The sequence below is a fragment of the Enterococcus mundtii genome (assembly GCF_002813755.1).
Taxonomy (GTDB): domain Bacteria; phylum Bacillota; class Bacilli; order Lactobacillales; family Enterococcaceae; genus Enterococcus_B; species Enterococcus_B mundtii.
This window is the reverse complement of sequence record NZ_CP018061.1, coordinates 279,310-304,107: the sequence shown is the minus strand read 5'-3', so window position 1 is coordinate 304,107 and position 24,798 is coordinate 279,310. Positions and strand designations below refer to the sequence as shown.

The following is a 24,798-nucleotide window of genomic DNA, read 5'->3' as shown; positions in this document are numbered from 1 at the left end:
TCAACTCCTGATCCAACAGTGAAAATTTTCCGCTTGAATCAATGCTTGTCCTTTTTCTAAATCGGTTTGATTTTTGAAGGACAATTCAAGGACTCCGAAAATATCTTCTCTAGTTTCTTGTATTTTTAGATTGATGATTGAAATATCTGCTTGGCTCAAAGCCGTTGTCACCTTAGCAACTGCACCGGAAATATCCGGAATATCAACGTATAGATCATAGAACGCTGGAATCGTTCCTTGTCGTTTCTTCGGCAACTGATCCCTTGTTTGCTTCGCTTGTGCAAAAAATCGATAAATGGCCTCTTCATCATTTCTCGCAAGTTGTGTTTTCAATGTTTCCATGGAGGATTGCCATTCTTCTAGTAAAGACAGCATGATTTCTTGATTCGTTAATAAGATATCTGTCCACATTTTTGGATCAGAAGAAGCAATACGCGTAATATCTCGAAACCCTCCGGCTGCAAGTTGGGAGGCTCTTGGATGTTTTTGATTGAGTTCATCACTGGTTTGCACTAAACCAGCAGCCACGATATGAGGCAAATGGCTTAAAACGCCGACGATCTCGTCATGATTTTTGGCTTCCATCAATACAAATTTTGCTCGAGTCGGTTCTAATAGTTCCATCAGTTCAGCTACACGATCACTCTCATGATCATTGGTCAATATATAATAAGCTTCCTCGAACAAATTAGGATTGCCGGCTTTTACTCCAGATTTATGCGAGCCTGCCATTGGGTGTCCACCAATAAAAGTAAAAGGTAATTCCTTAGCCGCTGTCATGATTGCTGCTTTCGTACTGCCAGTATCACTGACCAATACAGTTTCCTTTAGCGGAAGTGTCGCTAATTGTTGCAAATAGTCCAAACTAACTTGTACAGGAACCGCTAATAAAATAACATCCATTTGACTTGCTTCTTCGATCCCAGACACCAGATGATCCACTAATTGGACTTCTTCTGCAATTTTTCTTGTTTCTGCTGAATGATCCCATCCATAAAGAGTCACATTCGATCCTTTGATGGCTCGGCAAAGCGAAGCACCAATCAGACCTAAACCTAAGACAAATACCTTTTTCTTCATATCAGTCTCCTCACTAAAAGTCTTGGATCATCTGCCGATGACTGGCAACAGATTTTTTCAGCTCACTCATGTTATCCGCTGGGAAATGTTCAAGGATCTCCACGGCAAGTGCTGTTGCAATGACGTGTTCAGCCACCACAGAAGCTGCTGGTACAGCGGTACTGTCGGAACGTTCGACACTTGCTTTATAGGCTTCTTTCGTGTCGATATCCACACTCATCAACGGCTTGTAAAGTGTAGGGATCGGTTTCATCACACCACGAACGATGATTTGTTCCCCATTTGTCATCCCACCTTCAAATCCACCTAAATGATTGGTTGTCCGGCGGTAGCCTTGTTCTTGATCCCAGGTGATTTCATCCATAACTTTAGAACCTGGTAAAGTCGCTGCATCAAAACCGATCCCAAATTCTACCCCTTTGAAGGCATTGATACTCAGCATGGCTTGTGCTAATTTTCCATCTAATTTTTTATCCCATTGGACATAACTACCCAAACCAGCCGGTACATTTTCAACCCGGACTTCGACGACACCACCTAAGGTATCACCTGCTTTTTTCGTCTCATCGATCAATGTTTTGACTTGTTCTTCGATCTCAAGGTCTACCATATTGACTTCGGAGATCGTTGTTTTTTCCTTGATCACCGCCACAGGTAGCACTTCAGGAATCGTTGCTTTGACCCCTCCAAGAACTGCTACGTGACTGGCAATTTCAATATCTAGTGCTGCTAGGATCTGTTTTGCTAAAGAGCCGATTGCTACACGCATGGTCGTTTCTCTAGCTGAAGACCGTTCTAACACATTCCTAAGATCTTGATGTTGGTATTTCATTCCACCAACTAGATCCGCATGTCCTGGACGAGGTTTGGCTACTCGACGACGTGTGACATGTTTTTCTTCGATTGGCTCGGCTGACATCACCGTTTGCCAATTCTTCCAGTCTTTATTCTCCACGATCATTGTGATTGGCGAACCAAGCGTTTTACCATGTCGAATACCTGAGGTGATTTGGACACGATCTTTCTCGATCTTCATTCTGCCACCACGACCGTACCCCCCTTGTCGTCTCGCAAGATCTTCATTGATTTTTTCAAGTGAAACTTCTAAACCTGCCGGGATACCTTCAATAATGGCAGTTAACTGTGGACCATGAGATTCTCCTGCTGTTAAAAAACGCATTTAGTTCCCCTCCTTTAAATAGTCTTTCACGGACTCAAGCGGAATTTCTTGGATTCTTGCTTGTCCGATTTTATCTAATAAAATAATTTTCAATGTCTTTCCACGTGCCTTTTTATCGTGGGTGATCGCATCATAAAGGGATTGCTCCTCCCAAGGTTGGTACTTGATCGGTAACTGATACTTTTCGATCATTTGGATCAATTGCGCAGTGATGCCCACTGGTGATTTTCCCATCTTTTCGGCTTGTTTGGTGATTTGCACCATACCGATCGCTACGGCTTCGCCATGACTGATCTGACCATAACCAGCAGTATTTTCGATGGCATGTCCGATCGTATGGCCAAAGTTCAGTAACAAACGATTCCCGTTATCGAATTGATCTTCTTCAACAACTTGTTTCTTCACACGCAACGCCTTTTCAATGATTTTTTCACTATTAGCCAGTAAGTCAGCAACTCCTGTTAATTTTGCCAAATCTTGCCATAGCGTTTCATCACTGATTGCACCACACTTGATGATCTCAGCGATCCCTTCTTGGATTCTACGCTCTGATAACGTCATTAACGTCTCTGGATCGATCAATACCCCGTCTGGTTGTGCAAATGTCCCAATCATATTTTTCGCCATGGGTGCATTGATTGCTGTTTTTCCTCCAATGCTTGAATCGACCTGTGCCAGTAGGGAAGTCGGGATCTGGACAAATGAAATCCCTCGCATATAGGTGGAAGCAACGAAGCTGGCTAAATCGCCGATCACTCCCCCTCCAAGCGCAATCACCGCATCACTACGCGTAAATTGTTCTTCTGCTAAAAACGCATAGAGGTGAGCTGCCATGTCGAATGATTTGCTGCTCTCCCCAGCTGAAACAACATAATGGACGACTTCGTAGCTTGCCCGCAACTGTTGACAAATTTTTTCGCCGTATATCGGAAAAACATTCGTATCACTGATAATCGCGATTTTTTTATTTTTCCAGATTCCTTCGATCCACTCAGACACATGATCGAGTGCATTTCGTTCAATGATGATCTCATAGCTTTTTTCTGGTAAGACAACTTCTAACATGACGCTCCTCTTTTCTATAAGGCTTTGATTTTATTCATTGCTTCAACTAAAATCTCGACTTCTTCCATCATTCGTAGGTAGTTCTTTTCATTCAATGATTGCTGTCCATCTGACCATGCGTGGATTGGATCAGGGTGGATCTCTACGATCATCCCATCTGCGCCACTAGCAACACCGGCTCTTGCCATTGGTGATACGAGATCCCAAACCCCTGTACCATGACTTGGATCAACGATGATCGGGAAATGACTTAATTTTTTAATGATCGGTACAGCACTTAGATCGAAGGTATTGCGTGTCGCTGTTTCGTAAGTACGAATACCACGTTCGATAAAGATGATGTTTGGATTGTTTTGTACCGCAATGTATTCCGCCGCGTTCAACCATTCTTCGATCGTTCCTGAAATCCCGCGTTTCAAGCCAATTGGTTTTCCTGTTTTCCCAACAGCTTCTAATAGACGAAAGTTTTGCATATTTCTGGCGCCGATCTGAATGATATCTGTGTATTCGCAAACGACATCGATATGGGCTTCATCCATGACTTCGGTAATGACTTTTAAGCCGTAATGATCCGCTGCTTTACGCATCATTTTCAGTCCTTCTTCTCCTAATCCTTGGAAAGCGTAGGGTGACGTTCTAGGTTTGTAGGCTCCTCCACGTAGGACTGTTGCCCCACCAGCTTTTGCCATACGAGCAGTTTCCATGATTTGTTCTTCGCCTTCTACTGAACAAGGACCAGCCATCGTCACAAAACTACCATCACCGATTTTCAAACCATCCACATCAACGACTGTATCTTGCGGATGAAATTCTCGAGAAGTCAGTTTGTACGTATTAGAGATTTTTACTGCACGCTCCACCGTGTCGTATCTTTCAAATGGTACACCTTGGATAATTTTTGGATCACCGATCAATCCTAAAACAAGACGATCTTTGCCATGGTTGATCTGAACGTCCAAGCCCTCTTCCTTGATACGTGAAAGTACTGGTTCTAGTTGGTTTACTTCAATTCCTGGTTTAATAATTAAAATCATAAGATAACATCCTTTTTTATTTTTATTTTTTTATCACTGTTTGAACACTTGATCGACAATGGAAAATCGTTCGTTGTTTACTTAAAATAACTCGTTGGAAGATGAACTGATGTGGTTCTCCTTTCGTTAGGTATAAAAAAAGCCCGCCGTAGACAAATCTACAGTGGGCCTTCACCAATTCTAACAAAAAAGCCACTATAGATTTTCATCTATGTGGCGGACAAGTCATCTCAAACATCCTTAGCCATCATAGATACAAACGTTGTGTTTGCACCCATGAATGTCATGAATACAAACCTATCTAAAATAGCTAAAGTAATACGTATTCAGTTGTGAATTCAATGTGATTTTCATAAGAAATCGCTCCAAACTGATTTAAGATTGGTTTAAGTATAGATTTCTTTCTGAAATAAGTCAACTACTTTTTCAAATCTTTTTCTCTTTATGCTAATGATCCTTTAGAAGACCGATGTTTTTTTAAAGTTCCTATTGATTTTTTCGTTGACAAAAAACGCGAACGTGTGTTCTAATCATGTAGAAGAGGTGACTGTTATGTTTAAAAATCAAAATCCTGTATTTGACTATCATAAAGAACCTTCTAGAGATATTTTATGTATTGATTGTAAGTCGTTCTATGCTTCTGTTGAATGTGTCTCACTTGGTTTAGACCCTTTAACAACCAAACTAGTTGTTATGTCGTACCCCGGAAATTCATGGGAAGAACGTGGTAGCGGGTTGATCCTTGCCTCTAGTCCAGCTGCAAAAAAAGCCTACGGGATCACGAATATCAGTCGTGCGCGTGATTTGCCCTTTCCTTATCCCAGTGATCTATATATTGCCCCACCACGAATGGCTTATTATATGGAGAAGAACAAAGAAATCAATGCGATTTATAAAACCTATGCAGACGAGAGTAACCATCATGTCTATTCGGTCGACGAAAGTTTTTTGGATATCACAAATAGTTTGAATTTGTTCGATGCTCCTGATGCCCGGACACTTGCAAAAAAAATTCGTCAAGACGTTTATGACCAGACAGGGATCTATACCACGATCGGTATCGGTGATAATCCACTATTGGCAAAATTAGCTCTGGATAATGAAGCGAAGGATACCCGAGACATGATCGCCGAATGGCGTTATGAAGACGTCCCTGAAAAACTTTGGCGGATTCCTCAGCTGACAGATTTTTGGGGGATCGGTCGAAAAACAGCGATTCGTTTAAATAAAATGAACATCCATAGCATCTATGAGCTTGCACATGCGGATTACTATCGTTTAAAAAGTGCAATGGGGGTAATTGGTACACAACTTTATGCCCATGCCTGGGGAATCGATCGGAGCTTTCTTGGTGAAGTCTACACCCCTAAATCAAAAAGCATCGGAAATAGTCAAATCCTCAATAAGGACTATACCCGCCGAGAAGAGATTGAAATCGTGATCAAGGAAATGGCAGATCAAGTAGGCACACGCTTACGACGAGAAGAAGCAAAAGCACAAGTAGTTAGTCTGTGGGTCGGCTTTTCTTTGGGCTACACAGATGTTTCAGGAAAAACTGGGTTTCACCAACAGATGAAAATCGAGCCGACCAATGCCAGTCATGTTTTAGCAGAAGCACTATTGATGATTTTTGATCGACATTATCAACGGCAAGATATCCGAAGTATCGGCGTCAACTGTTCTCGCTTAGTTTATGCGACTGGCTTGCAATTGAATCTATTCGATGATCCTAAAGAGCAAGTCAATGCGGCAAAGATTGACTTTGTCGTGGATAAGATTCGACAAAAATATGGATTTAAAGCAATCGTCCATGCACATAGTTTACTAGAAGGTGGTCGAGCAATCGCCCGCAGTTCGCTTGTAGGCGGTCATGCTGGCGGAATGGCTGGTATTGAAGGTGAGGGACATGCGACGCACGAAAAAAGAATTTCTCGATTACAATGAATACCGTGATCGCCCCTTTGGCTTGAAATGGGGAACCGCTTTTGCCATGGATGAGCTAGTTAAAGGGATCGAAGAAAATGCAGCAGTCGCCTTAAAAGACCTCCCTCCCCAATTGCAAATGACGAGAGAGGAAATCGACCAAGTACTATTACAGTCCTTTCTCTACCGACAAAAAGTGACCATCCAATTAAACACAAAAGATGAATTTGGTCGATATAGAGAAAATATCGAGGGCGTTTTCTTAGGCGAATGTGATGAAGAATATCTGACGATTGACCAGTACCAGATTCTCTGGGAGAACATTCGTCACGTTGGTTTGAAACAAGAAATGAAATGGTTTGAGTTTAGTACCAACAAGACATATGACGAACAAGTTTCCCGATCAATCGATTGGAACAAGCCAAACCAACAAGCTGAGTTGCAATTGATCAAAGATGAATTTTATCAAGCTTTTGAAGAGGAAAATGACTAAAAGGGAGGCGTTGCCGATGACAATGGTAAAGAATCATTTCGAAACTGTCATAATCACTGCTTATATTGCCAAACAAGAAATTACGATCCAAACAAAAAAGGGAGAAAACTATAGAGGAAAGATTCAAAAAAAGATGACAGAAGATGGCTTTTATGTAAACGAGGGCTTTATTGCTTGGGATGAACTTGATTCGATCGATTTAGAAGAGGAATATTTTCATTTTTGGCAAGAAATCGTCAAGCAAGCGATTGAGTAATTCAGATAAGCATTGGATTCTTCGGCCATTATTGAATGCTATTTCTCTCAACCTAAAAAGCATCAACCGGTAAACATGTAAAAAAGATTCTACCGGTTGATGCTACTATTCTCAGCAAAGAACGATTCTATTCGTAAAGTCTGAAAGCTTTAGTTCAAATAGTTTGGGTCAGCCAATAAAGATTGGATTTTATTTGTATCAATAACGAATTCTTGTGTCCCCATAGCACCAGGTGCTACCTCGTATTTATCAAAGAAGATAACCAGCTGGTGTTCTTTATTGATATAAAAACTAGGATCTTTTTTTAATAAAAATGAGCCATTATCCTCTAGAGCAAAATAAGTTGATTCTGGATTTTTTTCCATACGATTTTTCATCTGTTCTTCAATTTCCTTTGAAAGAGCAATGAGATAATCATCATTTTTAAATAATAAAGGCAAAGACACAAGTACCTCATTTTGTTTATCTAACGTGTCAAATTGATTGTTCGTTTGCGTACTTGCAATTGTCTGTTCGATTGAACGATCAATCACTAAAAATCGCTCATCATTGACCAATATGCGATATCCACCTGTTGTATCAATCTGTTGCCCGTTTTTCTTGATTTCTTTCACTCCTTCCTCATAAGCTTGTTGTCCCTCTGCGAGATATTTTCGATTCAACTGGTCATGGATTTCTTCTTTTCCAATTATTTTTGGAACAGCAATCCTGATACCCGATTCCTCTTCTTGGAATGAATAGGTTTTCCCAGTAATGATCGAAATCAATTCTCCGAGAACAGGGATTTCTGTCGCCCATACGCGAAAGTCTCTATTTTGAACACCTGCGAACAAAATAAGTACAGAGCAGACGATCCCCAAACCGATATGAACAGCATGTTTTACTTGTCGTTTCACCTTCACTTTTTTCTTGGCAATCGTAAAACGCTTGAATAGCTCATCTTCTAGCTGTTCAGGAATTTCCCCCGCTCGATACGCCTGATTCATCATACTTATTTTTTTCTTTGTTCCTCCCATTTCGCTATCCACTCTCCTTTATTTTAAAATTTCTTTGTAATTATCTAGTGAGCGATACATTTTTGTTTTCACTGTATTCTCATTTAAATTTAAAATCTGAGCAATTTCTTTCAATGTAAATCCTTCAAAAAATTTCAAGATAATAATCTCGCGTTCTGGGCTAGGCGTTTGGCTCAATAATTCACGTAATTCCATGTAAGAAACATCATTTTGACAATCGATGAATTCAAGTCCTGGACAGTCTTCCAATTCAAAATTCAAAGGCATTCGTTTATTCTTGCGCCAATAATCAATTGCTGTGCGGACTAAGATTTTATAAAACCAAGCTTGAAAATGATCGATCTTCTTTACCTTTGAGAAATCCATCAGCGCTTTTTGAAAGCTATCTTGGATAACATCTAGTGCATCTTCCGAACAGTGTGTATAACTATAAGCGATTCGATACATTTTTTGATATTGTGTCTCAATCAGCTGTTCTAACTGAGATTCATAATGTCTGACTCGCTGCTTTTTTGCTATCCGATTAAAAATATTAGATCCCTCCCTATCTCAAATAATAAATTTCACCCAGTTCTCGCATAAAATCCTTGTTTGCTTCCTTACGTGGTTGTGTATCTTTCGTTCTAGTCGACTCGCTTGTCCCTATCTCTTGTGGCTTTTCTTCTATGATCGAAAATGTATCCATTGAATACATCCATAAAAAAAGGCTGGTAAACAGGAACAATAAGACTAGGAAAATTAGTTCTATCGTTAAAAATGAATAGTTTTTTTCATGTTTCATACGCTCACTCCGCTTTCTTTTTTTATACTTAATTAGACGATCGTTTTCTAAGAAAAGTTTCAAAAAAATCAACTTTATTTTGAATCACTAACTTTGCACAAAAGACAGTTTGTGAGATTCTGATAAAAGTGTTAAGCTCCGCTAAAAAGCACCAAATCCCCACAATTATTCATCGATGGATTTTGGTGCTTGTTTATGTAGTATTCACTTCTAGAAAACCATTTATTCGTTTTTAGCAATCACAGTACCATCTGGCAGCTTATCTTTCCATTTTTTATCCGAAATTTTTTCTCCCAAATAACTCCTCACTTTTCAAAAGGCACGAAACCAACGATGATATCTTTAAAAAAAAGAGTCAGCGATTTGACGTACTCCAAAGGATAGACCCAAGTGGAAAATAAACCAGGCAAGAATATCAAGCATCACTAACACTCCAGTGATCAAATGAATCAGTAGCATAAAAAGCTCCTAAAATTTGTTTTTTCTTCCTAAAAAAACGATTACACTATTTCTCTAGTAACTCCTAGAACAAAATAAACGAGAGAATCCAAACACTTTTAAAACAAGTTTTAGATTTTCTCGTTTATTTTTCTGAGTTGTCCATTTATTTCACAACTTCTTTAAAAGAATTCACTGTGAGATCCCAGCCTAGCAAGTATCAATATTAATTGATCATTATCAATCTTATATACTAATAGCCAATCAGGACTGATATGACATTCTCTAAATCCCACATAATTGCCGGTCAAATGATGATCACGATACACTTTGGGCAATTTATGTTGGCATTGCAAAAGAGATAGCACCTTTTTTAATTTGGCTAAATCTTTCCCCTGCTTTTTTATAGTCTCGCTTGAATTGTGAGGTATAAAAAATATCAAGCATCTAAGTCCTCCAGCAACTCATCAACAGAGCTGAATCCACCATGAATATTGCCATCTTTAGCATCTTTTCTCGCTTGCAAAGTAGCCGAATTTTCCCTTTCAATTTTAAAAGGAAGTACCAGTTTAGTTACAGACTGTTTTTAAAAAACTGTAATTGCGGTTATCATATTCATACCCAACTCAGCAAATAATTGCTCAGCATCCTTTTTCAAATCCTCATCAATTGAGATATGGATTGGTTTCTTTTTTGTCGTTTCCATGTCATCACCTCTGCTATTTTTCAACATATAAACAACATAAAAGAAACATAAATCCGTTTTAAGAACCTACTTATTCCTCATTCTTCTAATGAACGCTCGTTCCAATCGTGGCCGATTATAGCGTTGGATCATAATAAATGGGATATTGACAAGAAGCGCATAAAAAACCATGACCCACCCCGCCCATTTGGGATTCCACAAAAAGAAAAGGAACGCTGGCGCAATCAATAGCCAATGTGTCAGCTCTGCTCTTTGTGTTTCAATGATGAATTTCTTCAGTGCGGCAGAATCAGTCTTACCAAGTCTTGATTTATCGAATCCACTCTTGGCAATCACAGTACCATCTGGCAGCTTGTCTTTCCATTTTTTGATTCGAAATTTTTTCTCCCAAATAACTCCTTGCTTTTCAAAAGAAAAAGAACGAAACCAACGACGCTTTCTTTCAAAAAAAGAGTCAGAAATTTGACGTACACCAAAGGATATACCCAAATGAAAAATAAACCAGGCAAGAATGTCGAGCATCACTAATACTCCAGTGGTCAAATGGATCAGTGGCATAAAAACCTCCTAAAGTTTGATTTTTCTTCCTTTCCAAGTCACTGATTTCAAAAGATAGGTTTGGATCAATGACCACAAAAACAAGAAAAGAAAGAAGATAAAAAAGAACGGAAAAACGAACAAGAAAATCGGCTTGAAATTTCCTACACGTTTGGCAAATACAATACATTGGAGCACATACAGGCAATAAATGACCAGTGCGAGCGGCCATTGTTCCATACCAAAAGCCAACACTGAGCCAACACCACCACTTATCCAGAGGATGACTCCTAACAAAATAAAGGGATTGGTTGCTCTAGAAGCTGTGGCAAAATCCTTTGTCCATCCTTGGATCAATTGCTTGAAACCTTCAGGATACATGCGAAAAGCAATCAACTCTTTCCCACCATATAAATGGATGGGAAATCCTGCCTTTTGAAAACGATTGGCTAAAGCCATGTCATCTAAGATCCCACTAGGCATATCTTTATGCCCATCGACTTGGAAGTAATCGGTTTTCGAGCATAAGATACACGGCCCGAACGCCCCCGCTGCTTTTAATTTTTCACCTAGCACAGAAAAAGTATTCAACCCTACCAGAATGACCACATTGAAAACAAACGAGAGCTGTTCATAAAAGCGAACAGTTTGATGAAACGGTTGAAGCGACAGCAAGCCACTATTCCCTCTTTTTTCGTATTCATTCAACAGTCTTTCCAAACTATTGTCTGTCTGAAAAAATGTATCTGCATCTAAAAATAAGAAATGCTCACTTTGGGCCTTTGTTGCACCTAACCAACAGGCAGCCGCCTTGCCATGCTGCTCACGATCATTTGAGAAAACTGTTGCATCTAAGTTCTTGGCGATTTCTGCTGTACCGTCAGTGGAATCATCATCCACGACGATGATTTCTCGTGGTTGGATCGTTTGCCTTTGGATCGATTGTAGCAATTTGGGGAGCGTATTTGCTTCGTTACGTACAGGAATAATGATTGAAACATTTGTGTCAAAACGTTTTGCAGAGGTTAGGTTTGTGATGAATGGCAGTCGATAAAAGATACACCAACCTGAAAGCCAAGCAACAAAAAGGACGATCATTATTAGTAACAAAATAAGCCTTCCTTCCTATACATCCGCTTCTCTTCGAGCAATCTTGTCACTCACTTGTTGCCCACTCAAAGTGACCATTGGCATACCTGCACCTGGATTGACTGTCCCACCTACAAAGTATAAGTTGTCATAGCGCTCACTATGTTTTGCATGTTTGAACCCATGATTTTTCTTACGATCAGAGACAGTCCCATAGATTGCTCCACGATGGGATAAATAATTTTTTTGGATATCTTCCGGGGTCCAACGATTTTCATAGACAATATGTTTTCTCAAATCCGTTAATCCCATCGTTTCTAATTTGATCAAGATACGCTCCCGAAAGGCATCGTATTCTGCCTCTGTAAATGGTTGATCTTGTAAATAAGGGATGTGCGGTAAAATCTTGATGTTCTCATGTCCTTCGATGGTTTGAGAAGGATCAGTCTTATTGACATTCACAAGATAGATCGTTGGGTCGTCTGGTAACTGATGCTGATGGAAGTTTTGATCAAAGTTTTCTTTAGAAGCATTCGAAAAGAAAAAATTATGATGGGCTAATTGTGGGTATTCTTTATTAACACCTAGATGCAAGACAAAACCAGAACTTGCGGGTTCAAATTTCTTTTCTAATTTCTCTGTAAACGCTGGTTTTTCATCTAATAATTGTTCATAAGCTGGGATGACTTCCATATTCGAAACAAAATAATCTGCTTCGATCACCGTCCCATCCGCTAGTCGTGCCGAACGGATCTGTTCATCCACTACATTTAGTTTTTCAACCTGACAGCCAGTATGGAACGCTACGCCGAGCTCTTTTCCAAGATTGACGATTCCTTCAGCAATTTTATGCATCCCGCCCGGAACATACCAAATTCCTTGCTCATGCTGCATATAACTCATCATATTTAAAACCGCTGGCGCATCATAAGGAGAGGAACCGACATATTTGCTGAAATACCCTAAGATATCTTGCATTTTTGGATGACTCACACGTTTAGCGATTCCATCATGCATGGAAGAAAAATAATCAAACCCTTTCAACGCTTTGATCACACCATGTTCTTTTAAAATCTCCATTGTCGAATCAAGCCCTTTGTCAAAATAACCGACTTCTGTGGCCGCATAGATTTCCTTCGCATAGTCTAAGAAATCTTGATACTCCATCATGTCTTTTTCAGTCAGCAAAGGATTTTCTTGGGCCATTTTCGTTAAATCACTGTATAGATCAATCGTTGTGTGATCAGGAAAAAAAGAACGCCACTGCAAATCTAACCGTTCGATCGGAATGTAATCTGCCATCTGTTTGCCACTCGTGAGAAACAGTTTTTCAAAAATTTGGGGCATCGTCAAAATCGATGGACCTAGATCAAAGCCAAACCCATTTGCTTCTAAACGGTTCAATTTCCCCCCTAAATGATCGTTCTTTTCATATAGCGATACGTCGAATCCTTCTTGGGCTAAGGAAACTGCTGCAGACAAACCACCAAGTCCACCTCCCAGAACAATGACTGATTTCTGTTTGTTTTTCACAAAATCACCTCTTACTTTCTAAGTCTTAAAGCACATTTTCACAGATGTAAATTCGTAAGATCCAACTGTAAAAAAACACTTTATATCTATCTCTATAGTAGCATATCTCTAAAAAAACTTATTTTATTGCGCATTGTATTGTTATAAAACACTAAGAAAGGATAAAAGAAAAAACAGAAGAAACAAACACGTATGAAACGCTTTGTCTATTCTGTCTTAAGCTAATGGCACGTTCTTATGCGCTGATTCCGTTGCTTCTATCAAAGTATCGGCACAAACAAGCCACTGATTTTCTCTTTGATTTTCGTCCATGCACTTCGCTCTTGCCATTCGTCTTTTTTGACCTTTTCAGCGTGGGCTAAATCTTCTGTAAAATGGACGTTCAATTCATCAATCGTTTTTGATGGACCATAAATGAACATTGACAGTTCATGATTGAGATAAAAACTGCGAATATCAAAATTAGTTGATCCAATCGTTGCAACCACATCATCAACGATCATATATTTACAATGGATAAATGCAGTCGTATCGTAGATCGACACTTCAACTCCTGCCGATAACAACTCATCAATAAACGAGTTCGTCCCATGAAATGAAATCCCGCGATCGCCTTTTCCCGGTATGATCAATTGTACTTTGATCCCACAGCGAGCTGCTCGTCTGAGTGCCCCAAGAGTTTCTTCATCTGGAATAAAGTAAGGCATAGCAATCTTGATCGAATCAACTGCTTTACCAATCAAGTCATTGAAAGAGTCTTTGATGATCCTCTCCTGATCATACGGCCCTCCGTAAACGACCTGTACGATTTCCGAACCTTTTGGTTGTTCCGTTTGTAATGGAAAATACAGCTCTTGCTGATTGATGAAATAAGTGATCGTTTCCGTCCCTTCATCGAGAAATAACCAATCATAAACGAAACATTCCTGCAACTCGAGTACAGAAGGCCCTTCGATTCGAACATTCGTATCCCGCCAATAAGAAAACTTTTTCCCGCGTCCACTATACTCATTCCCGATATTCATACCACCAGTGTGTGCAATTTCCCCATCGATCACAACGATTTTCCGATGATTGCGCCAATTGGCTTTGTTACTCAGCCACGGTGAATTCAATAGATCATAGGTTCTTACCTCTACACCATTTTCTCGCATCGTATCTAATAATTGATTCGGGAAAGCAATTGATCCGACACTGTCATACATAAAACGTACTTTGATTCCCTGTCGAGCTTTTTCGATCAAAGTAGCAACTAGTTCTTCGCCAGTTTCATCCCCTTTTATAATATAGAAGAAAACATGGACATGATGTGTTGCCTGTTTGATATCTTGCAACAATGAAGCAAAAGCATCCGTCCCTTCTTTTAACAATGTCAATTGATTGTCTTTTGTGGGATACTTTGCGGAAAGATGGAAAATTTCTTTGGAAAGATCGTGCTTGGCATGAATGATTTCTGAATGTTCCTGAAGGATCTTGGACACCGTCTCTTGTATGTTTCGTTCATTGTCTAGTTGCTGTTTCGATAACTTGCGTAATCGTGGCTCACGACCAATCAGATAGTACAGCATGATCCCGACGACCGGTAAAAATAATAACGCTAAGATCCAAGCAATTTTAGAGGTTGCTTCTCTTTGATCAAAAATCACTAAATAGCCACAAAGAAGAAAGGCAAAAATTTCCACGATCAGCCACGCATAAATGATTTGATTCAAAAAAATAATCAGCGAAACAGCTACAAGAATCAATAATATCAATAATATTTTGTATTGTTGCAATTTATTCTTTATCATATCTATCTCCATATTCGCTCGCTTCGTTTTTTTGTTGCTTCTTTTTTCTGTGCCAATCAACGTTAATGGTGACAACACACCTTATATAGATTATATACGTTATAGTTACTCTAGTGTAAAGAAATCTCTCGTTTTCTTCGCACTTTTTTACAGAAAGTTTTCAACTAATAGAAAAATACTTTTTTCCCTCAGTTTTAAGAAAATGAAAGAAGTGAGATAATATTCATCATCTCATACTCCCTAAAACTGAGTAAATGTAATTAAAAAAAGGATGTTAGCAAAAATAAGCCAGAAATCCCGAAAATCTTAGCGGTTTCTGACTTATTTTTTGGAGCTGTATCTGGCTATCACAACTCTTTTTTTTATTGATTTTCTGGAACACTACTCAATTCCCAAGTAAGTGTCGTTGAATATTCTTTGGCTTCTGGATTCGTTCCTTTCGGTACATACAAACCAACACTTTTATCAGCTGTCTCTGCATTACCAAAACGATAGATCCAGGTTCCTGTTCCAGATTTTTCATCTGCTTGTAATAAGATTCTTTTAGTATTTGGTATGATTTTTTGGCCAGTTTCTTCTTTTAGCGCAGGCGCTGTTCCACCTTGAGCTGTCACTAGTTCTTGATTGAGTAACTGGATCTCAGAACCAATCAATTCATGACCATTTTGATTACTGAATTGTCCATTCTGGGTAACCGATAATTGCCAACCACTTCGCCCATTGTCCGGTCGACGATCACTGATTTGAACATAATTTGGTCGCTCTTCGTTCTCTTTCACTGTCCCATCTTCATTCAACAATCGTTGAGGTTGGGCATAATAGGTTTGTTCATGAACAGAAATAGCTTGTGAGCCAAAATTGAAGGACGAAATAAAGTCAATGCTTAGTTGCCCTTGATCTTCTGGCAATTCTGGTTTATTTTCAGGTTCCACTTCTAATTCTGGATCCAAAGGATCTACCGGTGAGAAAGGTCCTACATCCTCAACGATTAATGTCGTAGCCGGTTCAAAAGTTACATCGTGAAATGTTAAGTCAGCGGCTGGGTTAATATTTCCACGTGCGTTATTTGTTTCTGGCGGATTGATCACACCTGCGGCTTCTGCCGAGCCTTCCGCATCTCTTAGAAAGACCTGAATCTCATCGTCTTCTTTTAAAGTTAAGTCAGATAAATTCAGGATAAAGTTACCCTCGTCGTCTACCGTTACATCAGAAGTGTCAAAGATTTGTCCATTATGAGTTGCGGTTATTTCAACCTCTTTGTTTTCAACATATCCCTGAACATGTGTTGCTGTTTTTTCGATGATATTCACAGGGAACTCCGCTGGTTTTGGTGGGATAATTGGAAAGACGACAACACTATCTATTTTGATATCGTCCGGCAAACTGGGAACTCCAACTTCACCAACACCGCGAAAAGCAGATAGAACGCTAATCCGATCTCCCTCATTTAAAAGTTCCGGTAATTTTACTTCAAATATTCCCTCTCTATCTGCTTCACCATAGATACTATCTACTTTAGTAACTGCTCTATGTGTTTCTTTTTCTCCAGTAAGTCGTTCAATTTCTATCTCTAGTTCTACCTCGCCTTCAAACGCTGATCTATAGTCACTCCCTTCCGGAATACTTACATGACCAAAAATAGACTTATCTGCATTGGTAGGAACTCTTAATTCATCTACAACAGCACGTGCGTTATTTGCACTAATTCTACTATATGCAGTCATTCCAGCTGGTCCAAAAGTACTTGTATTAAATGATTCCGGATCGCTAGTCTGTCTAATAGTATTAAAATTGCTTCCCGTTAATTCAAAATCAATCATATTCCAATACTTTTCTGCTTCAAGATCAAAATTAGAACCATTAGTCCATGCTGCAAAATTAGAATTTTTCAAATCAAATATAGAGGATGCCGATACACTATATATATTGCCTCCGTTTGGACGTGTATTTTTAAAATCAAAAAAAAGTGGATTATCAATAGTTATATTACTAATTGAACCATTAAATATTGCACCTGATGCAGTGCTCGATCTTCCAATTGCTGTAAAACTAGTTCCTTCCCTAACATTGATTTCCATCGAACTGTTTCCACCAATAGCAGGTCCAAAATCAGAGACAATATTTACTTCTGTTCCCACGCCACTCAAATCAAAAACTCCACCATCATTAGCAAATTCTATACCTTGATTCGCCGAATTATTAGGTGATCCGTTTCCACCATTGTACATTTGTAATTTACTATTTCCTTTTACAAAGAATTGACCATCCGCACGAAATCTTACTGCCGGAGCAGCTCCTTCTTCAGCCTCAATAATAACAGTACTATTATTATCTATATCAAATCGAGAACCTCGGCTTGCAGCCCCATAAAATCTAACTGTTGCATCATTTCCATCAAGACGAGAAGAGTAAAGTTCCATTTTAGAGCCATTGTCTACCAAAATTCTTGAATTCGTAGCAGTATCATAAAGAAGCGCACTAGTTTGAGGGGCTTCTATTTTCAAAGATGCTCCATTGTTAACCTCAATAAGCGATTCATTTGAATCAAATCTAATAACCCCTCCGTTTCTACCCGAGCTTGTTGAAGTTGTATTAATAGAAACTGTAGTGTCTTCATCCGTAATTTGAACTACCGGTAATACGCCTGAAATTTGTGCTAACTTTGCTTGCAGGTCCATACTTACTTTACTTCCATTTCGAGCAAAAAATTTATTGACTCGGAAGACAGCATCATCACGCCCATTCATAGTCGACCTATAAGTATTTTCGCCACCTATATATCCTGCCTTTGCATTCGGTGCATTAACTAAACCAGATACATTCCCACTTCCCGTATGAACATTTTCAAAATTTAATGTCCATCTTTGACTGTTGGCTGCTGTACCTGTAAAAATTGCTGTAGTTCCTGGTTTTGTTATTGTTATATTTTTTAAAGTAATTGTCGTCTCTACGCTCACTGCTCCAAGTGTGAATCCAGCAGTATTATTAGCAAAATCTATCGACCATCCTTGTCCGTCAATTTCGATATTTCTGTTGATCGTTCCTGCCGATCCAGCGTTTCTGACTATGTCGTTTTCCAAAATAATTTTTTGTACATCATCGTTACTTATGGCTTTTTGAAATTCTTCCCATGTAGAAACACTTACGAAAGGCTCTTTCTCCTTTGTTTGTTGATCCTGCGGAGCTTCTTCCTTAGGCTCATCTACTTCTTCGGATGTCTGATCATCCTCTTGATTTTCTTCTATTATATATTCTCCCTCTTTTGATTCCTTTTGTCCGCCTAGCTCATCATCAGGGGAGTCACTTTCTTCAGCTGGAAGTTCATCACTGATTGCTTCTGGCTCACTGATTTTTAGCTGAGTCGTCGTTTCTTCCACAGACAGTTCATAGTTTCCTATCTTGTCAAATACCAAAGGAAGAACAAACGTATTTTGCGCATGTTTTGAGTGAACGATCCATTCATGAGGCTGCTCTCCTTGTTCGATTGAAATCCCTGCCGACAATTGGTCTTGGATAAGCGTTGCTTCTTCTGGTAAGATCACTCGTGCCTCTGACACTTCTTGATCAGAAAAGAACGTCACTTGTAGCGGAACTTTTATCGTTCCTTGCAATTGAGATTGAGAAAAGAAAAAGTTAGGATTACTGGATAGTTCTTTTAAGGAGTTTTGGATAGCAGGACGTTCCATTGGCTCATGTTCCACATTGTCCATCGTGGTTTCTGCGTAGACCATGCCTAACGGTATAGTTACTGTTTGTATCACTAAAATTGTCGTCCCTAAAAAAAGCATCGTTCTTCTTAATCTTGAGGGCATTGTATTCACTCCTTCTCATTACTCTTATTCGGTTGCTCTTTTTTTCTTTTATGGATTAGGTAAAGAATTATTCCAAGCAATAAAACAAGTAACATGATTGAACCAATCATCCACCAATTAATACTCGTATCGACCATAACATCCGCACGATTCAATGCTCGTGCTTCATCTGCTTCGATCGTAAAGGTTCTTTCCCATTGCCATTCGTCTTCCCCAGAACGTGCCGTCATTTTCAATACGTAGTCACCACTGCGAAAACGATCACCTTCTAAAGAAATCGGGAAATTAAAATTGGAATTGGGTGCCATTTGCATCTGTTCTTGACTGGCTTGGTATAAAATCTCTTCTTCGCCCACTTTTTGAACCGTAGCTTCGACTTCTAAGCGATTCACGAATGTCGGGGTGAAGTTTTGTAGATTCGCACTGATCACATTGCGATAGTTGAGTTGGTCAGCAAAAACATCTAACAACTCTAAGTCCGGTTGTACAGCATCTTGTTTGTTGCTCACAACCACACCGATGATATACGCAAAATCATTTTGGATGGCGACACCTTCTTCATTACTCGTTTCTTCTGTTGCTTCTTCTTTGACTTCTGACACTCGTAATCCACCAGCTAACAATCCTTCAAATTCTTCTTTAGGCATGTTCAAATCAAGCGTAACGGTCTTTGTTTCATTTCCAGCAAGCTCAATGATTTCTGGTTGTTCAATCAACTCAGCCAACGAATGTTTGAGCGTTGGATCTGCTTCTTCCGCATCTTGTCCGTATTCTACGACCCCCATCACGTTGGTATAAGCAGTATGTGGGGTGATTTTGATTTTTTTGGCTTCTGCGTTTGCGTTTTGTAGTTTCAACGTTAGCTTTTCTGTCGTGTCTGGTGCAAGATTCAATTGAAAATAACGATCATTTCCTGATTTTTGATTTTCTGAGAACTCAGGCGTTACATAAAAATTCAACGTTCCTTCTTCCGCTCCAACCAACATGGGAGCCATCAGGCTGACAATCATGACGAGTAATACGATCCCCACTTGTTGGATTTTATTTTTTCGATATGTACTTGTCTTTTTCATAAACTTACCCCCTTCTTTAAAGGAGGTAGCGCTACAAAATTGTAACGCTACCACATTCACTTCTATAAACAAAAATCGGTTGCTTTTTAATGATTATGATTCGTTATGTTACTCATATTTTTTTTCTTGTTAATTTACACCACTAACATCAGGTGTATTGGATAATTCCCAAGTCAATGTTGATTTATATTGTGTCGCGTCTTTTGCTGTAGAACCAGGAACAAACAATTGGATCGCATTATTTGTTACTACTTCAACTTCATCGTTCACCTCTTGTGCATCTAGGTCTGCTTGGTTTCCCCAAACAACTGAAGATACCCCTGCACCTTTATCTTTTTCTGCTGTCATCACGGATACCGCAGAAGCATTTGGTATTAATTTCATTCCAGCTGGATGAGCTACTGGCGCATTACCAGGCGTGCTTCCTTCATACTGGATTCTTGGATCCAACAATGAAATTTCTGCACCGAGCAATGTATCATTTGTTGTATTCGTTGCTTTAAAGTCGGTCATGCGTACTTGCAGATTCCAACCAGCATTCGTTCCACGGACATCTTGTACTTGCGCAAAACTGACATACGGAACTTTGTTTTCTTCACCAGTTGTCCCCTTTTTTTGTTGTTTTTCTGCAACCATATTGTATGTTCGATCTTGATTTGAAATGACTTGTGAACCGAAATCCATTGTGACAGCTTTCATGATCGATAAAGGTCCAGTTGTTCCTGGCACTTCAGGCTCAATCTCGACATCTGGTTCTTTTACTGGCGGAACAACGACTAGCTCTTCATCTTCATTTGGTGTAAATTCAATCGTTCCATTAGTTGTTACATTACGTACTTCTTTTGATGTGTTTGTGGAACCATCTTCTGCAAATACAGTCATACCTCCGGCAAAAACTGTTGATGATAAGGCTGCAATTGTTGCTAATCTAACTAATTTCATTTATACACGTCCTACTTTCTATGATTGTTTTTTCTTTTTGTATTTCCAAAACCAAAAACTAAGTGTCACTATCACAAGAAAAACCCCTAAAATTATCCAACTACTCATTTGTTGTGCATTCGTTTTTGGCAATCTTCTGTGACTGGCATCTCTCTCCTCTGACGGTTGTTGAGCGATTTCTTTCGGGAAATCTGGTTTGATTTCAACTTCTGGAGCTGGTACTGGATCTCCAGGCATTTCATACATGCCTGTAAAACCGACTGTCCCCTCTGTTTCAACCGATCGAACCTCTGTCCCGTATACAACCAAGGGTGCATAACATTGAATAAGTAACATACTCAGGCTTAGTATGTATTTTTTTTTACGATTCATTTCCCTCCTCCTATAACCTTTCTTACATAATAGTAATTATCATTACTTTCTGCATAAATAAGATTAACGTAGCTCAAAAAGAAAAGAAATTCATATTTTTCACTAACTAGTGAAGTGGCTTGTTCCCACTTTCACTATGTGACTTTGATAGATTCGCTCCTTTAGTTGCACAACAAAAAATCGATGAAGAACCGCGGAGATCAGTTAATCTCTTTAGTTACTTCATCGATTAACGTCGTTTTTTGCTTCTTACAGCATACTATTGAGTAAAGGATTCAACTGAGTAAAAATGTTGACCCAATCATTTCTATTAGGGACTCGATTGATCAACAAATAGTCCTTGTTCAACTGGTAATCCAATAAATAAGGACGATAATTCGTTACGATCAAATCAACATGCTCAACGTTCAAACGTTCTTCTGTCAATTCATGTAACGGAACAAACAGCACATGATACTGCTTCGACAACAGTTGATTGGCTTGGACTTTGATCAACTGAACGAGTAAATGATTACCTTCCAAAAGAAACAACACTGTTTTCTTAGGTGAATAATAAGAGAACAAGATTTCTGTATACATCGTTAAACTTGCTATGATATCTTCTAAATATTTCTCTGAGAAAGACAGCAATGGTTGATTTTTTTGAATAAATTGTCGATTTTTCTCATAGGCTAAACCATAGAGACCTTTGATGATAATAATTTCTTCATTTAATAATTTATTCAGTATTGGTGCCATTTCATTATTGATTTTCCTCCCCAGAAAAAAGGCAGAAAGAAAGGTGGATAATATAGGATTAGTCTTACGGTCGATGTTGAATAATTGGAAGTAAGATTCAATCACTGGATCTATTTCAGGCCACTGATTATACTTCTCCAAAAAGACAGTCTCTTGCTCGATATGATCAATTGTTCGTTTGCTAATTATGATCAAAAAAAGCCAAATGATTTCATCTTGATGGATCGAAATACCATACTCCTTTTTGATCAGTGGAATCAATTCGGACATCAATAAAAAATCTGTCTCATTGCTAAAATCGATCTCTTTTATCCTACGAGGTAAAGAGATGATATGCCCATTCTTGTTTCTGATCATCGTGATATACAAACAGTAATAAAATCCTGTGACCATGATCCCTGTACCTATCTCATACTTACCAAGACGCTCACCTAACTTATCCAAAAACATTTGGTGGATACTTTCCGGGGGATAGACCGTATACGGTGTTGGTTCTCCTTCATAAAAAAAATCAAAAAAAAACTTGCGGATATTTCCTTCTTTTCCCACAAGGTCCACTGGTTTTAAGCTAAGTGAAAGCTGATATTCTTTTAAAACCTCTTTGATTTGAGCGACTGATCGTAGCATCGTACTTTCTGAATAATTATAGCGATCAGCTAATTCTCCGACAGATACTAGCTCTCCATAAAAAATGTCACTGATAATTTCAAACCAAATCTCCGATTGTAACAATGCTTCTTTGTCTTCATGATACAGTCGTCGATTTTTTTCTTTAAAAAAATAGCCAGTGGTATTTGACTCAAAAATCGCACTCTCTTCAAAGTAATTTTTCAGTTCACTGACATCTTTTAGGATCGTACGCTTAGAAACACCAAGTTGTTGTGACAATCCGACAATCGTAAACATATTCTGTTGTTCGATCACATTTAAAATCCGCATCCACCTTTCTGTAATCGTATTTGTAATAAATTTTAACTGTAACTCTCGCATTTTTCACACCTCTTTTGCTTTTTATATCTATTCTAAAAAAAAATAGATTGTAAACATGTATATCAAAAAATATGTGAAAATACTAATAATAAATAAGTGAATAAACTAAAAAATAACATACTTATGATGGCTTTCCATAACGCGTTGACAAGTTTAAACATATCGTGCTATACTCACTTTAACAAATTGAAGGAGGTCACTATGCGAGAAACATTTTTAGCGTTATTACGCGATTCCACGCCCCTATTTACGACATTACAAGAAGAAAATCGTCAAGAAATCGTCAGTTTACTAGTAGAAAAAGGTGGTTTAAGTGTGACAGAAATCACAGAAGAAATGTCTATTTCTCGCCCCGCTATTTCTCATCATTTAAAATTGCTTTTACAAGCAGGGATTGTGTATGTCGAAAAACGTGGCAAAGAGCGGATCTATTATTTAGATGTTGCTTTTATCAAACGTAATTTGAAAGGATTTATGCAACTATTAGAAAAAATATAAAAAGGCTTCGGCCTTTCTTTTTAAATAAATAGGTTCATAAGTTCGAACATATAAATATATTAAAAGGAGAAAACGCATGATCAACCAACTTTTACAGAATCAACAACATTTTTTTGAAACAGGAAAAACAAAATCAATCGACTTTCGATTAGCCCAATTAATCAAACTGAAACAGGCGATGCAAGAAATAGAGATTGAATTGACACAAGCATTATTCAAAGATTTGCGAAAACCAGCACACGAAGCATATGTCACTGAAATTGGTGTTGTCTATCAAAGTATTTCTGAGATGATCAAAAAATTAAAGAAATACGCTAAGCGAAAAAACGTTCATACACCGATTTATATGTGGGGGAAAAGTTATCTTGAGTATGAACCTTATGGACAAGTGTTGATCATTGCTCCTTTCAATTACCCATTTCATTTAGCTATTGAACCACTGATTGGGGCAATTGCGGCAGGGAATACGGTGATTTTAAAGCCAAGCGAATTAGCACCAAATGTGGCTAAAGTTCTGACAAAATTGATTCATTCAACTTTTGACAAAACATACATTGCCTCGGTCGAAGGCGGTGTGGACGTAACGACTGAATTACTCGCACAAAGATTCGATTATATCTTCTTTACTGGCAGTGTCCCAGTAGGAAAAATCGTAATGCAAGCTGCCGCAAAGAATTTGACACCCGTCACTTTAGAATTAGGTGGCAAGAGTCCCGCGATCGTCGATGATACTGCTAATTTAAAAGTGGCAGCAAAGCGCATCGTTTGGGGAAAATTGCAGAACAACGGACAAACTTGTATTGCGCCAGATTATGTTTTAGTGTCCCGTAAACGAAAAAAAGCATTGATCAAAGAAATGATTATTGCCACGAAAGAATTTTATGGTTCTGATATCCGAAATAACACAGACTATGGCAGGATCATCAATGATCGCCATTTTATCCGATTGCAACAGATGTTAGAAGCTGACCACTCCTTTGTCGTATTTGGCGGTGAAACAGATCGGGAAGATTTATATATTGAACCCACAATTTTGGATTTACCTAGTCATGATGCCGCAACCATGCAAGAAGAAATCTTTGGGCCGATCTTACCAATCTTGACTTTTGATACCATCGATGATGCGATTTCTCAAGTTAAACAGTATGAAAAACCTTTAGCACTATATCTATTTACAACATCGAATCGGAAAAAAGAACAGCTCATGACCGCTATTTCATCAGGAAATGTGACGGTCAATGATGTTCTGAAACATATTGCCAATCCTCATTTACCTTTCGGTGGTGTAGGAGAATCTGGTATCGGTGGCTATCACGGAAAATATAGTTTTCTTACCTTTTCTCATCAAAAAGGAGTCTATGAAAATCGTTTAACCTTCAATGTTCCTGGATTATTCCCACCTTATTCAAATCGATCGTTGAAACTTTTAAAAAAAATACTGAAATAAAAGGA

General features: G+C 38.7%; 21 protein-coding genes and 1 pseudogene. 5 read left to right on the top strand and 17 right to left on the bottom strand.

Features of this window, described 5'->3' with window-relative positions:
• From EM4838_RS01440 to aroF, 4 genes are read right to left on the bottom strand one after another with little or no spacing between them, the layout of a single operon-like run.
• Positions 1–1,080 carry a prephenate dehydrogenase gene (locus EM4838_RS01440; protein WP_023519136.1) on the bottom strand — a complete coding sequence of 360 codons (1,080 nt, stop codon included), beginning with the start codon at positions 1,078–1,080 and terminating at the stop codon, positions 1–3.
• A gap of 13 nt (positions 1,081–1,093) precedes the next feature.
• Positions 1,094–2,260 (bottom strand): chorismate synthase, encoded by a 1,167-nt coding sequence (gene aroC / locus EM4838_RS01435; RefSeq protein WP_023519135.1) that lies wholly within the window; start codon positions 2,258–2,260, stop codon positions 1,094–1,096.
• Positions 2,261–3,325 carry a 3-dehydroquinate synthase gene (gene aroB, locus EM4838_RS01430; protein WP_023519134.1) on the bottom strand — a complete coding sequence of 355 codons (1,065 nt, stop codon included), beginning with the start codon at positions 3,323–3,325 and terminating at the stop codon, positions 2,261–2,263.
• A 14-nt stretch (positions 3,326–3,339) separates the two neighbouring features.
• Positions 3,340–4,359: a 3-deoxy-7-phosphoheptulonate synthase gene (gene aroF / locus EM4838_RS01425; protein WP_019722398.1), complete on the bottom strand. Its 1,020-nt coding sequence runs from the start codon at positions 4,357–4,359 to the stop codon at positions 3,340–3,342.
• 552 nt (positions 4,360–4,911) lie between these two features.
• Here aroF and EM4838_RS01420 point away from each other — a divergent pair.
• From EM4838_RS01420 to EM4838_RS01410, 3 genes are read left to right on the top strand one after another with little or no spacing between them, the layout of a single operon-like run.
• On the top strand, positions 4,912–6,303 hold the full coding sequence (locus tag EM4838_RS01420; protein WP_071866707.1) for a Y-family DNA polymerase: 1,392 nt from the start codon (positions 4,912–4,914) through the stop codon (positions 6,301–6,303).
• Positions 6,266–6,775 carry a hypothetical protein gene (locus EM4838_RS01415; protein ID WP_023519130.1) on the top strand — a complete coding sequence of 170 codons (510 nt, stop codon included), beginning with the start codon at positions 6,266–6,268 and terminating at the stop codon, positions 6,773–6,775. Before EM4838_RS01420 ends, EM4838_RS01415 begins: the two co-directional genes overlap by 38 nt.
• A gap of 16 nt (positions 6,776–6,791) precedes the next feature.
• Positions 6,792–7,031 (top strand): hypothetical protein, encoded by a 240-nt coding sequence (locus EM4838_RS01410; protein WP_010736276.1) that lies wholly within the window; start codon positions 6,792–6,794, stop codon positions 7,029–7,031.
• 149 nt (positions 7,032–7,180) lie between these two features.
• Here the strand turns inward: EM4838_RS01410 and rsiV are convergent, their stop codons facing one another.
• The 13 genes and pseudogenes from rsiV to EM4838_RS01340 form a co-directional block, all read right to left on the bottom strand.
• Positions 7,181–8,047: an anti-sigma-V factor RsiV gene (rsiV, locus tag EM4838_RS01405; protein ID WP_071866706.1), complete on the bottom strand. Its 867-nt coding sequence runs from the start codon at positions 8,045–8,047 to the stop codon at positions 7,181–7,183.
• A gap of 18 nt (positions 8,048–8,065) precedes the next feature.
• Entirely contained in the window at positions 8,066–8,494 is a 429-nt protein-coding gene (locus tag EM4838_RS01400) for an RNA polymerase sigma factor (RefSeq protein WP_023519128.1), read from the bottom strand.
• Positions 8,495–8,591: 97 nt separating this feature from the next.
• The gene (locus EM4838_RS16705) at positions 8,592–8,828 is read right to left on the bottom strand and encodes a hypothetical protein (protein ID WP_041684171.1); all 237 of its coding nucleotides are present in this window, start codon (positions 8,826–8,828) and stop codon (positions 8,592–8,594) included.
• A 620-nt stretch (positions 8,829–9,448) separates the two neighbouring features.
• Positions 9,449–9,713, bottom strand: a pseudogene (locus EM4838_RS01390) (type II toxin-antitoxin system YafQ family toxin).
• A 325-nt stretch (positions 9,714–10,038) separates the two neighbouring features.
• Positions 10,039–10,530: a glycosyl-4,4'-diaponeurosporenoate acyltransferase CrtO family protein gene (locus EM4838_RS01380; RefSeq protein WP_071866705.1), complete on the bottom strand. Its 492-nt coding sequence runs from the start codon at positions 10,528–10,530 to the stop codon at positions 10,039–10,041.
• Between the two features lie 9 nt (positions 10,531–10,539).
• The gene (locus tag EM4838_RS01375) at positions 10,540–11,619 is read right to left on the bottom strand and encodes a glycosyltransferase family 2 protein (protein WP_023519124.1); all 1,080 of its coding nucleotides are present in this window, start codon (positions 11,617–11,619) and stop codon (positions 10,540–10,542) included.
• Between the two features lie 15 nt (positions 11,620–11,634).
• Entirely contained in the window at positions 11,635–13,131 is a 1,497-nt protein-coding gene (locus tag EM4838_RS01370; RefSeq protein ID WP_071866704.1) for a phytoene desaturase family protein, read from the bottom strand.
• A 260-nt stretch (positions 13,132–13,391) separates the two neighbouring features.
• A complete protein-coding gene (gene cls / locus EM4838_RS01365) occupies positions 13,392–14,921 on the bottom strand; it encodes a cardiolipin synthase (RefSeq protein WP_071866723.1) in 1,530 nt (509 codons plus the stop codon).
• A gap of 362 nt (positions 14,922–15,283) precedes the next feature.
• Positions 15,284–18,733, bottom strand: coding sequence for a WxL domain-containing protein (locus EM4838_RS01360; protein WP_071866703.1), 3,450 nt, complete (start codon positions 18,731–18,733; stop codon positions 15,284–15,286).
• A gap of 5 nt (positions 18,734–18,738) precedes the next feature.
• Positions 18,739–19,806, bottom strand: coding sequence for a WxLIP family cell surface protein (locus tag EM4838_RS01355; RefSeq protein WP_023519121.1), 1,068 nt, complete (start codon positions 19,804–19,806; stop codon positions 18,739–18,741).
• Positions 19,807–19,935: 129 nt separating this feature from the next.
• Positions 19,936–20,748, bottom strand: a complete 813-nt coding sequence (locus EM4838_RS01350) for a WxL domain-containing protein (RefSeq protein WP_010736295.1) — start codon at positions 20,746–20,748, stop codon at positions 19,936–19,938.
• 18 nt (positions 20,749–20,766) lie between these two features.
• A complete protein-coding gene (locus EM4838_RS01345) occupies positions 20,767–21,120 on the bottom strand; it encodes an LPXTG cell wall anchor domain-containing protein (protein WP_010736296.1) in 354 nt (117 codons plus the stop codon).
• 249 nt (positions 21,121–21,369) lie between these two features.
• Positions 21,370–22,848: a helix-turn-helix domain-containing protein gene (locus EM4838_RS01340; RefSeq protein ID WP_071866702.1), complete on the bottom strand. Its 1,479-nt coding sequence runs from the start codon at positions 22,846–22,848 to the stop codon at positions 21,370–21,372.
• Positions 22,849–23,049: 201 nt separating this feature from the next.
• Here EM4838_RS01340 and EM4838_RS01335 point away from each other — a divergent pair, with 201 nt between their 5' ends.
• Both EM4838_RS01335 and EM4838_RS01330 read left to right on the top strand, forming a co-directional pair.
• A complete protein-coding gene (locus tag EM4838_RS01335; RefSeq protein WP_071866701.1) occupies positions 23,050–23,346 on the top strand; it encodes an ArsR/SmtB family transcription factor in 297 nt (98 codons plus the stop codon).
• Positions 23,347–23,422: 76 nt separating this feature from the next.
• The gene (locus EM4838_RS01330) at positions 23,423–24,793 is read left to right on the top strand and encodes an aldehyde dehydrogenase family protein (RefSeq protein ID WP_023519119.1); all 1,371 of its coding nucleotides are present in this window, start codon (positions 23,423–23,425) and stop codon (positions 24,791–24,793) included.
• Positions 24,794–24,798 lie beyond the last annotated feature (5 nt).